12 protein-coding genes are annotated in these 11610 nt (G+C 52.1%); 8 read left to right on the top strand and 4 right to left on the bottom strand.

All coding sequences use genetic code 11. From position 1 onward, the window contains the following. The first annotated feature begins 85 nt into the window (after positions 1–85). From BMX17_RS23760 to BMX17_RS25630, 5 genes are all read left to right on the top strand, one after another. Entirely contained in the window at positions 86–553 is a 468-nt protein-coding gene (locus BMX17_RS23760; protein ID WP_092664800.1) for an NUDIX hydrolase, read from the top strand. Between the two features lie 46 nt (positions 554–599). Then, positions 600–1661: a phosphotransferase family protein gene (locus BMX17_RS23755; RefSeq protein ID WP_170845551.1), complete on the top strand. Its 1062-nt coding sequence runs from the start codon at positions 600–602 to the stop codon at positions 1659–1661. A 118-nt stretch (positions 1662–1779) separates the two neighbouring features. Next, positions 1780–2532 (top strand): glutamine amidotransferase, encoded by a 753-nt coding sequence (locus BMX17_RS23750; RefSeq protein ID WP_092664794.1) that lies wholly within the window; start codon positions 1780–1782, stop codon positions 2530–2532. A 76-nt stretch (positions 2533–2608) separates the two neighbouring features. Beyond that, positions 2609–3502: an inositol monophosphatase family protein gene (locus tag BMX17_RS23745; protein WP_092664791.1), complete on the top strand. Its 894-nt coding sequence runs from the start codon at positions 2609–2611 to the stop codon at positions 3500–3502. 81 nt (positions 3503–3583) lie between these two features. Continuing rightward, positions 3584–5074, top strand: a complete 1491-nt coding sequence (locus BMX17_RS25630) for a hypothetical protein (protein ID WP_139203735.1) — start codon at positions 3584–3586, stop codon at positions 5072–5074. A 45-nt stretch (positions 5075–5119) separates the two neighbouring features. On the opposite strand, the gene BMX17_RS25625 is transcribed toward BMX17_RS25630, so the two are convergent. The 4 genes from BMX17_RS25625 to BMX17_RS23730 all read right to left on the bottom strand — a co-directional run bounded on the left by BMX17_RS25625 (position 5120) and on the right by BMX17_RS23730 (position 10440). Next, the gene (locus BMX17_RS25625; RefSeq protein ID WP_139203733.1) at positions 5120–5512 is read right to left on the bottom strand and encodes a hypothetical protein; all 393 of its coding nucleotides are present in this window, start codon (positions 5510–5512) and stop codon (positions 5120–5122) included. Next, on the bottom strand, positions 5509–6810 hold the full coding sequence (locus BMX17_RS23740; protein WP_170845550.1) for a RuBisCO large subunit C-terminal-like domain-containing protein: 1302 nt from the start codon (positions 6808–6810) through the stop codon (positions 5509–5511). The genes BMX17_RS25625 and BMX17_RS23740 overlap by 4 nt, the downstream gene beginning before the upstream one ends. 263 nt (positions 6811–7073) lie before the next feature. After that, on the bottom strand, positions 7074–8312 hold the full coding sequence (locus tag BMX17_RS23735) for a tyrosine-type recombinase/integrase (RefSeq protein ID WP_092664803.1): 1239 nt from the start codon (positions 8310–8312) through the stop codon (positions 7074–7076). Between the two features lie 451 nt (positions 8313–8763). After that, positions 8764–10440, bottom strand: coding sequence for a transposase (locus BMX17_RS23730; protein WP_092664785.1), 1677 nt, complete (start codon positions 10438–10440; stop codon positions 8764–8766). Positions 10441–10563: 123 nt separating this feature from the next. Between BMX17_RS23730 and BMX17_RS25620 the strand changes: the two genes are divergently transcribed. The 3 genes from BMX17_RS25620 to BMX17_RS23720 all read left to right on the top strand — a co-directional run. After that, entirely contained in the window at positions 10564–10968 is a 405-nt protein-coding gene (locus BMX17_RS25620) for a hypothetical protein (RefSeq protein WP_139203730.1), read from the top strand. A 122-nt stretch (positions 10969–11090) separates the two neighbouring features. After that, positions 11091–11369, top strand: a complete 279-nt coding sequence (locus tag BMX17_RS23725; protein ID WP_092664782.1) for a ribbon-helix-helix domain-containing protein — start codon at positions 11091–11093, stop codon at positions 11367–11369. Continuing rightward, positions 11362–11610: type II toxin-antitoxin system RelE family toxin (locus tag BMX17_RS23720; RefSeq protein WP_139203728.1), on the top strand; the 249-nt coding region annotated here is incomplete at its 3' end. The genes BMX17_RS23725 and BMX17_RS23720, both read left to right, overlap by 8 nt.

Below are 11610 nucleotides of genomic sequence, written 5' to 3'. Positions count from 1 at the left end.
ATGCTCTCGACGCCGTCCTCTAAAAATCAACAACGTGCTTCACAAGAGCGTTAACATTATATTGTGGCGAAGGGGGTGTACTAATATGGAGACCACCCGACACTACACGGCAACGGTCTATGTAGTGAATAATGGGGCGACGCTTCTGCATAGCCACAAACGTCAGGATCTTTGGTTACCTCCTGGTGGGCATGTCGACCGTGACGAATTACCCCACGAAGCTGCCATCAGAGAAGTGGATGAAGAGACGGGTCTAAAAATAGATATCGTGAGCGATGGCCAATCAATTAGTCCTCCATCGTCCGTCCAGCGGCTACCAGTACCTAGGCATATGCAGTTAGCCGACATTGATACTTGCGAAGGCGAGGTTGCACACCAGCACATCGATTTGGTTTTTTATGCTCGCGCAAAAAGTAGAGAAATCCAACCAATGGAGGGGGAAGTTGGCGCCGGCAAATGGGAGTGGTTCGACCCTTCAGAGCTAAAAAATGATGATCGAGTTGATGACTATGAAGTTAAAATTGGCCAAGATGCGATCGAAACTCTCAGTTAATAAGCCAACCCTCTGGTGAGAATCGGCCTTGGAGCAGTACATTCACATGAATAACCAACGGACGTTGCCGGCCGAAACCATCGAGCGAATGGTGAGAGAAACTGTTGGTGATTCTGTTAAGCAGTACACCTTAGCTTCGAATGGGAGTATGCCGGTGTTTTATATTGACACCGAAGGAGGAGAGCAGTACGTCCTGAAAGCGGCTGGTTCAGAAGAAGCAGCAGAAACCAGTTCTCAGGCCCGTTCCATACGCGTTGAGGCTCGACTAGTTACAGCATTGAAATCACATACTTCGATTCCGGTGCCGTCGGTTGTGGGTGTTGTTGATGATATGTCTGGCTTCGGACTGCCTTTCTTTGTTATGGAGGCAATCGATGGAGCGACAATTGGCCCACAAGCGCTCAGTAGGGTTGACGATTTGGTGCTTGAAGAAATCGCTTTCCAGATCGGTGAACACGTTGCCGATTTACACAGTCTCTCTACTGGAATGTCAGAATTTGGGTACTTAAGTTATGAAGAGATGGAACTGTTAGCCGGCGAAATCCCGAACATCGAATTGGAACGATTCTCAGTTATAGATGGCTACGATACTTGGTTCGATCGATTCCATAATTGGATAAGCACTGATCTTAATCGGTTCGAGAAGACACCATTAGCTCCCCTGTTACCCGATATTGAGACGGCGCTGAAGGAGTGCGTGGCCGAACTTCCTGTTGACCATCATCCGGTCATTGGCAGGGTTCATCAATCGATAGATAATGTTCTCTTCGATGAGGCCACCGGCGAAGTTCAAGCACTAATCGACTGGGAGCCACGACATGTAGTTACCGCCGCATTCGACTTAGCAGTGGTCGAATATTCCCTAAGTGGAGGTGCTTGGAGATCACTACCTAACATCGAAGATCGCCTCGACTTGGTACATAACGCGCTGTGTGCTGGCTACACTAACTCTCTGCCCCTTCCAGATAGGTATAGTGACCAGCGGGAATGCTATCATCTCGCACAGCTTGTTCTCTCAGTAGACCGACTGGCCGAAAATAAACATCCACTCAGTAATCAGGAACTATTTGATTGGTTCAGGAAAAAAATTGATGAGAAAATTTCTTGAGCTGAAAACAATATCTCGACTACAATCTATTCAGAATTTGGAGTCGTTGGATTTCTTCTACTCATCATAGCCAGCAGAGTCCTAACTATTTAATCTCGGCCGGACATCAGTCTGTCATATGTCCGGTGTCAATGTTCTCATCGCGGGCGAATCACAACAGACTATTGACCTTATAGTTAAGGGGGCCGACACTTTCTGGGAGTCGACTTACATGGAATCTGGTGATGAATTGATTGCTGCACTTGAGCATGAGGATATCTCGGTTGACTATCTTCCTTGTCATTCTGCTGCTCAGAAGTTTCCTGACACTCTAACTGACCTATCTGTGTATGATGCAATAGTGCTGAGCGATATCGGCTCACGAACTCTTTCAGTTCCACCTAGTACAGTCTGGGAGGGAGAAACTAATCCCGAGAGACTTCCTCTGATCGCAGATTATGTTGAGGATGGAGGCAGTCTGTTAATGATCGGCGGCTATATGTCCTTTCAAGGAATAGAAGGAAAAGCCAGCTATCGGCGGACAGCTATTGAGCGTATCCTTCCTGTTTCGCTTGCTCCGGGGGACGACCGTGTTGAGCGATCGGCAGGAGCTTCACCCGTTGTTGAGAAACCTTCACATCCAATCGTCAGCAACCTTGAGGATCGTTGGCCAAAGGTACTTGGATACAATCATGTCACTCCAGATGACGATTCTACAGTAGTTGCGACCGTTGCTAACGACCCGTTGCTCGTCGTCGGCAATTATGGCGACGGACAAACAGCGGCGTTCACCTCCGATTGTGCCCCCCACTGGGCATCGCCAGAGTTTATGGAGTGGGATGGATATCAAAAACTCTGGTCGAATCTCATTAAATGGCTGGGAAAAAACTGAAGAGCGGCCTGGGAAAAGAAGATGCCATCAGTCACACAAGATTTAGAGTGGACGTACCCAATAGTGAGATCAAGATATGACCAATCAGTTTGAGGAACCACTACGGGAGTTGTTCGAACAAGCACAGACACAGTACCAGAAGTTACGGTCGACGGGAGCTGATCAGGAGAACCTCGTGGAAAATGATATCGTCACAGCTGTTGATCAGGCTATGACCGACCTCATCAACAACTTTTTCGACGACTTCGATGACGAAACTACATTTGCACTCGTCTCTGAGGAGATGAATAAATCTGAATCCAACCGAGAGGTAGAAGATGCGGACTACACGGTTTTGTTCGACGAAGTGGACGGAACGGCGAAAATGCGACGCCGGACGGGAAGTTTCGGACCGATTGTCGCAGTTGCTGAAGGCGAGAATCCACAGTTCCGAGATGTCGTCGCGGCTGGGTTCCTGAATTTGGCCGAAAATGAATTCTACGAAGCGATACGTGATGAAGGAGCCTTTCGCATTGATGGATTTGGAAGCGAGGACCAAACTCGGACACGAATCGAAACAAGCCAACGGTCAAGCATTGAGGGAGAGTACTTGATGGGACTTCTCCTCGACCAGCCAATGTTGGGAAAGGTGCCCGAAATTGCATCCGAGGCATGGCAATACCCCTGTAATGACTTCGGAGTTCAGGCCCGCCACTATAGCTGGGTGGCAGATGGAACCTGGGATGCATTCATAACTGGTGGACACAGCTACATGCCTGAGAAAGAAGTCAATACTGGGGAGGAACTCGCTGGTTTGCACCGCATCGTTAGGGAAGCAGGTGGAGAGGTCGTTGACTGGAACGGCGAGCTAATAGCTGAGCAGCGAATCGGTCTTTTAGACAGCGTCAACCATGATATAGTGGCTGCAGCTTCCTCGGAACTTGCAGTCGAAGTTGCAGAGGAAATCGTTCAAGCAACAGTGGATGGATGAGCGGTTCCTTCATTCGCCGAATGCGTTTTTTATCAAGTCTGGGTTATTGTTCAGGCTTAGCTGGATATGAGGACTCCTCTAATGGATAGTGAAGAGTATATCGAAGCGATACGAACCGGCACTGAACGAGTCGAGGAGATCCAACGATTCACCAGGATCGATAACCACTGTGTCGCTGATCTAGTCAGTGGAGTCCAAGACACACAGAATGATTACGATGATGATCCAGCCCCACGTCCGGTCTCGCGCATTGATCTATCAAATATCATTAAGCGATTCCACACGCGCGCTGGGACGTTAACTAAAACAGTTTCTGAGGAGCTGTCTGCGTTTGAAGCCGGAGCACAAATACTGCGAGTTGCTCATCAACCGAATTTTTTACCCTACAGGGGGCTTATGGGGCAGTTTGTTCTACTCAATACAACCGCTAAAGAGCTTCAAATGCAGGATACAGGGAATGTGACGCAGTTATATTTTATAGTTGATCACGATACAGCCCGGAACTACCGGTTCCGAACAGCACACTTCCCCGATCCGACGCAAAACGAGGGCGTCGCCCCTATCAGTGTTACTGAACTGATCAATAGGAAGGACACAGTAATGACCGCTATCGACGCCCCATCATCAGATACCGTAAATAAGTGGGTGAAGAACATTGGCGATTACGCAACCGTACACAACTCCAAGCTTGCTCCGAGCCATCCATTAGGTATCCATCCGGATACAATTGACCAGAGGAAAGAACAACTACAAACACTGCTTCAAACGGCACAGGAATGTGCCAGAAGTATGGCTGAATTCAACGCCATCGTACTAAGCCGGATTGTCAACGGATGGTGGAATCTCCCCACACTTTTTCTCCCACTGTCTGAATGTCGCAGCCTACTCAGACCACATTATCAGTATATGTTGCGACGCTGGGGGAAAATCCGAGAGCTGGCGGCCTCAACCATCGAATTATTTGAAGGAAAAGGATTCGCCTTTTCGACCAATCTTAAAGCAAGACTAGATAAGGTCCCATTCTGGTACATTTGTCCCTCGTGTCAGTCCCGAAATCCAGTTAATAATAAGAGCGGTAATCTGGATATCGAGTCCGAGTGCTGTGGATGTGGTGTGCATCTATCTAGATCATTCGGTACGTGGACGGCACCTGATCTTGGGGCTGAGTTGGATCAAATCACTCCACGGACTATCCTCGACGACCTACTTGATATGATTGGGTTCAACATTGACGGCGGAGTTGGATATCAGAGCAGTCTTGAACATGTCATTATCGCTCATAGTCTTGCGACACAGCTTGGTTGGACTCCACCACCAGAACTCTACTGGCGTCCATATGGGTACGACTTGACTCCCACCGAAGTTCTCGCCGACGAAGCACTTAAGGGATCAACCCGACCGCATATTCAGAACCCTGAAAGAGCACTTGAAACAGTTTTCACAGGTAGAGCAACGATCGGTTATAATATCCTCTTTAACGGATGTCAGAATCTTCGCGACCGACTGACCGCGCATTTCGATTCGGACACCACAGTCAACAAACCATTAGCGACCAGATCCCAGCTTCAGTAAAATTTCAAGCGGAAAGGAGTCGAATGTATTCAGACGGAACAAATATTACAATGCGTCACGGGTTAACTGAGTTACAGTTCTACCGCCGAGGACCAACAGTAGTGCACCAATGGCAGTTCCAGAAAACGAGATGATAAGACCGACCATTGTCGGGAAAGCAGCCATCACCGCCGAAAGCAAGGCTGTACTACCAAGAATAAGTACAGCGACCCAAAAGAATCTAAGTGCCCGGTCAATCTTATCGACAGATTGATACTCCCCTACAAAGGAATCTGAATCTTCCTGTACGAATTCGATTAAGCTGGGGGCGATAGTTAATAGTGCAACAGAAACACCAAACAACCCAGTGTTGACCTGTACTAGCGCAACTAATGCTGATGACAGGTTAGAGTTACTGGAGAACAACCATCTAATAAAGGGTGCAAAATCAACTATCATCCCATTTCAGCACCATAGTGGTCGAAAGCCTTCTTAATATGTGGGAGATCATCTGCCGTCTCCGCGATGATCTGCTCAGCTTCCTGCTGGGTCATCTCACTCGACAGTCGTTCAAGAAGTACCCGTAAGGCCTCCGCACCTTCTCGAGGTCCTCCCGCGGGGTACCCGAGAATCCCCCGACCCGCCTCCATTATCATATCCGATCCGAGAATCTTGATGTTGCGCCATACATTCTCGACAGAGAGGCCACCGGCAACAACTGGTGTCGAAGGTGCTATCGAGCCTATTTGTGCATCTAAGGGTACTGCTCGACGGCTCGAAGCCTCAACTTCATACCACTCGCCCTCAGCGATCCCAATATGGACTCCATCGGCGCCAGCGTACCGACTAAGCTTCGCGATGACCTGTTCAGAGATGCCAGTTGTCCCTGCAGGGTTCCTGGGATCTCCAAATCGAGTGAGGATACCTACGCCAACGTTTGTCGTGATAATTGGTAGGTCAAACGCCTCGGACTCTACGAGCTTCCTCAGTGCTGGGAACCCCATAGCGAAGGCATTCATTACCACGCCGTCAACCCCGGCCTCTTCAGCGAGAACAGCGTATTCTATCGCCGCATCAACATCAGCAGAAATGTTGGCAAAGTATGCTTTCTGTTCGCCCGCCTCAGCTGCTGCTTCGTCTCGAACCCTGACCATTTCTTCGATTCGGTTCTCGAATTGAAGTGAAGTTGCTGGGTCAATAATGAGTTCGTCGTCAACGACGAAATCTGCTCCCCCAATCAAAGCCTCTCGACAATTCTCACATAGCACAGAAAGATCGACTCCCAACCGTGGCTTAGTCAATAGTCCTAGTACCGGCCGACCTTCTACGCCTAAGACCGCACGCAAACCGTCGTTACCATAATTTGGTCCCGGTAAATTCTTTCTCAATTTTGTAGGGAGACTCACTTTTTCGACTAAATACGAATCCGTATAATTGTACTCAGCCGGGTATGAGAGAAGCGTCATAATGTACGATAGTCCCTCTTGCACCCCACCGAGATCAAGCGGATATGCCAGTTCGATACGACCACTATCTGTCCGATCCGGAACCGATAGTATCTTACCAGCTGCTTTTCTTCGGGTTTCAGGGTCTTCAAACGGGAAATGTCGGGACGACCCTAGTGTTACAATTTGCACTATTTTACCAGCTGCCTCTTCAACGGTGTACCCATCACCGGGTTCGATATTCATAGTAACTGTAAGGTGACGGGTGGAGTCAATTGAGGCTCGATCTGTGTACAACCAGCGATCGCTCACTATTTCGACCTCCACGGAATACTATGATATGACGGCATCAACTCATACACACGCCCCTTCAGACATTAATTGTTGGTCCCTGACATCGGTAGCGGAAAATCGACATTTCAATTAGAATCCGATATCCAACGCCGGACATCTCGACTACTGGCCTGTCGCAAGGTTCGCTACCAGGTCTCGGTTTTCGCCCTTCGGACAGAAAGCCAATTGTGAGCTGTGGTTCAGACTTTGCCGGCGAGATCAGCTGGTCTTCCAAATTTGGTCTATCTATCCAAGTTCGAATCGACATCATTGAGCGCTTCTGTCGCCACATCTCCTAATTCTCCGGCTTCAATGTGAGAGTACCGCTCGCGAACCATCTCCTCCGAGTTGTCGAGGTAGCGGGCTGCGACCGTGTACCCGAACGCGCGGACAAGCACCTCGCCCATTCCTCGGCGACCGCCGTGCGGAGCAAGGTATGCGTGTTTCGGATGGTCGATGTCGATTTCTGCGGCGTCTGAGAGTCGTTGGAGAATCGACCGTGCGCCGTCCGTCGTGATCGACGGCGGCCGAATGTCCTCATCGAGCGCCAGCAGCAGGTCGCGAGCGTACTCCGCACGGCGTTCAGTGATTGCTTCTGGGCGTTCCCCTCGTTCGGCTAGCTCTTCCCGGACGAGCTCCGCGAGCGTCCGTTGGTCGAATGTCGGAAAAACCGGCCACCGCTCCGTCGGTGGGTGCATCAGCTGGCAGTAGCTCCGGAGCGGCGAGATCACCGGGTCGGGAAGACTGGCGGCGTCCCACTGCTGTTTCTTCCGGTAGACGTCCATACTCCCGTCGTCGAGGGAGAGGTCCTCCCAGCGAACACCGCGTCGGCGCGGGTCGTTCGGGTCCCGGAGGAGTTCCCCGACGCGGACAGCTGTGTACGCCAAGACGAATACCAGAGCCCGGTCACGAGCCGCCTTCAGCGCCGCGTAGCGCCCTCGCTGCTTGTCGAGGGGGTCAGTATCCTCCGGGAGTGTCGTGTACGCCTCGACGGCGTCGCGGGCCTGTTCGTCGACGTAGCGGGTGAGGGCGTGGCGCTGTTCGGACGTCCAGGCCTGCTGGTCGCCGGGCTTGCGGCCGTCGTCCTCCGGTAACGGCGCCATCGCACTCGCCCGCTGCGCGTAATGCGCCTCGAGATACCCTTCGTTGACGCACCAGCCACACCACGCAGAGATATAGCGGTAATAGGTTTGTACCGTATTCTGTTTGAGTCCTCGATCTCCACCGAGATGCCGGGCGTACTCCCGGAACACGCGTTCGTCGAGATCGTCGAAGGTCGGCACTCGGTTGACGTCGTCGGGGACGATTCCGGTCCAGTCGTCGTCGCCGCGGTCACCGGCAGCCCACTCGGCGAACCGCTCGAGTTCGCGGGCTGCGTTGCGTCGATAGTTCCCGCCGTCGCCACCACGGCCTTTCCCTTTGTCCTGGAGGTAGCGCTCGAAGCTGTCGTCGAGCGGCGTCGAAAGCGCTCGATCAGGCATCCACCGGCCCTCCACCGTCCTGCGGGCCCGGTCTCGGAGCCTCTACCCTGGGGGAAGCGCCGTCGTGAGGCGGTTGCAGCATTCGTGCTTCACCGACGGCGTCGGGGTACTTGAAAGTGGTCGTGATTACGAGCATAATCAGGACCACTTTCTGTATTCGAACTTTCGGGAGAATTCGGGAGTCTAGAGTCTCTTACCGTCGGAATTCCGCACTACAGGAAATTGTATATCGTATATCGCTATACAAAATCTCGGGCCTGTGAAGTTGAGACTACAGCGGGTATAGCGGGCCTGTGATGCATGGTTTTGGCCGAATCGATAAACAGAATCCGCTTCAGATCGATATCTGAACGATAGTTCTTATTCTTTTTCCAACTATTCCAGTGGATTTCGGAGACTCTGGATAGTGTCACCACTCAGACGCCGCGCTCTCACGGAGAGAGTCTCGTTACTATCCGATTCCGGTTTTCTTCTTCACCAGCGTCAGCGTGTTATCAGCCGTCACGATCGGCGAGTGCTCGTATTCACCGGTCAACTGCACCTGTACCAGCAGGTCCACAGCCCGCCAAATCGAGTACAGCAAACAGGCGAACGCGAAGTAGAAGAACCGCAGGCCGAAATGCTTCGACGTTGTGGCGGCCATGAACCGCTTGATCGATTTGTAGCCGCTCTCGATCTCCCACCGGTAGCCGTACTCGGGAAGGAGCCCACTCTTTCGATTCGTCATGAACACCGAGTACTGCCGATGATCGGTGTGCTCGGAGTTTTCTTTCCGTCGGTAGATCAGCGTCGTTGAATGCCACTCGTTGTCGCCGAGATGCAGTTTCCGATCTGTCTCGTACCGGTCCTTGTTGCGCTTGAGAAGTCGTTTCGCCTGCGCTTTCTCACTCGTCTGCATCCGCTTCGGAACCACATAGGAGAGGCCGCGCTGGCTGAGCATCTCCAGGATGTGCTGGCTATCGAACTCCCGGTCCATCAGCACGTTATCGACATGAACAGCCGCCTCTGCCGAATCCAAGAGGTCCTCGACAATCTCCTTGCGCGTGTCCCCTTTTCGCACCGGCCGTGCGTCTAGCACGATTGGGACGGCATTCCCGACCAGCTGGACCGTCGCCCACTGGTAGGCGTACTCGTCGGTCTTTTCTTTTGTGCCGATAATCTCGTCTTCGTGGCCCGCACGGTCGCCAGTGAACGGGTCGGACTCGGTAATGTCGATCGCGACAATGCCAGCTCGGAAGAACTGCTCCGTGTCTGCTACTCGGTCCAGCAGTCGACTCACGGCTTGGCAGTACATCTCGCGTATCTGCTTGATGGAGAGGTCGCGTATATGCTCGCGGTGGGCGTGGCCGAGTGGTGTCCGCTCCCGATTAGACTCGTGGATGAAGCTCCGAGCACCTTCGTTCACAGCCAAGTTCTCTCGAAGCCCGAGATACGTCTGTAAGTCCCAGTAGGCGTTCTCGTGGATCTCACAGCCCTCGCCACGGTCCAGTGAGAACGCAGGGAACGCAACATCACTGACCCGCTCAGTAACTGTCTCAGCCTGGTTCAGGATGGTCTGGTCATCAGGGTCCGGTTCTGTATTCTCGTCACCGTGTCTCCGGGTCTGTCGTTCTGGATCGCGCGGGACTGTGACGCCCGCATTCTGGGCTTTGATGAGGATGGTTCGCGCTGCCGTCTCGACGGTATCTTGGAGTTCAGTAGTGAACCGCTGGTGCCAGCTGCGCCACAGTGTGGACTGATCGGGCACCGAGTTTAACCCGATCTGTTCGCAGAGATCGGGATGCTGGCAAAGGTATTCGACGAGCGCGGTTTCGTGGTCCCAGCCATGGCATTCTTTCAGCAGGAATAGGCGAAACAGTGTCTCCATCTCGTAGCTCGTCGAGCCTGTATACCGGTCGTGGGGATCGAACTGGACGTATGCCAGCGGCATTGCGTGGACGAATGGTTCGACGGCCTCGTGATCGTCATGCTGGAACCATGTTTCCGCAACAAGGCGAACGTCCGATTCCAGCGTTGGGAGGGACGAGCGATCGAATAGCGGGCTCGACTCGTACATGGGCCAGTCGATGGAGGATCGCTGAGCGATCTGCCGGAAGACAGTGCGGCGAGATTCACGTGTCGGGGCCACGGCGGGAGGGTGGCGACGACACACTCAAGTATTCGTCCAACTGCTCAGTAGAGAACAAGGGCCTCTCAACGAATCTTGACAAATAGTCAAAAGACTTATTTTACAATATTTTTAGGTTCCAGTATGCCCTTCCCCCGCTCCCGACGAGAAATACTCCAACGAGGAGTTCCAATAGTTGCTCTCCCAGTTACCGGCTGTGCATCACTTAATCCAACCGAGTGTGATGAAATGCAAGAAGCCGTCATTAGGACCGAGCAGGTCGATCTTTCTTCGGTGCAAAGGACTGCAATTGATCCACTTGTTTACGAAAATCTGTCCTCTGAACAACAAGAACTCCTCCGTACTGCCATCAATGAGGGTACATACCGGAAATGTCCGGCTGCTGATCCCTACATCCCCGAACCTCTCTCCTCATTCGCTCGTCGTGCGAGTAACCATGCTGATGGGAATAACACCGCCTACCTCAAACGAAATGATGTATACTACAAATTGTACGTCAAAATTGAAGATGAAGTATATGTGAACTAATCAAAAAGAAGTGCCATATGCATTCACACTGAGCAGCTGAGATATTATTCTAGAAGTCACTTCGGCCCACTGCTGGTGTGCTGTGCGTAATGGTTATCACCCCACAAATTCAACACAGAGATATGGCAGAAGCTGAATCCCCTGAGAAGACCACGGTCAATATCCGGATGACGGAGACGTTCCTCAACGATGTCGATGGAACCTGGAAAGAGGAAGGATACAACAGCCGGAGCGAGTTCATTCGTGACGTACTTCGTGACGCGATCAAGCATCCCGATTTCAACCGAGCGGATCTGAAGGCAATGCTCGCGAGCGAAGTCGACATTCAGGAGGGGAACACGCGAACGAGCGACGACGTGAAGGCGGAGCACGGACTGGCCGGCAACAGTGACGATGAGTGACGAGTGGGACTGGGAGTTCACCGATACAGCAGATCGACAGTTCGACGGCCTCGACGAATACGCACAAGATCGGATCAGCTCCAAACTGGACGAGATCGTCGCCGATCAGTGGCGTAACCCGATGGATTATCTCGAACCGCTCGAGGGAGCGCCACACCAGAAATTGCGAATCGGCCCGTTTCGGCTCGGGTGTCGTGCTGCTCGGAGTGAGCAGGTCCTCTACGTGCTTACGATCACCAAG

This window comes from Halorientalis persicus (assembly GCF_900110215.1).
Classification (GTDB): Archaea; Halobacteriota; Halobacteria; order Halobacteriales; family Haloarculaceae; genus Halorientalis; species Halorientalis persica.
Note: the sequence above shows the minus strand (reverse complement) of the source record. Positions and strands in the feature narration are given on the sequence as shown.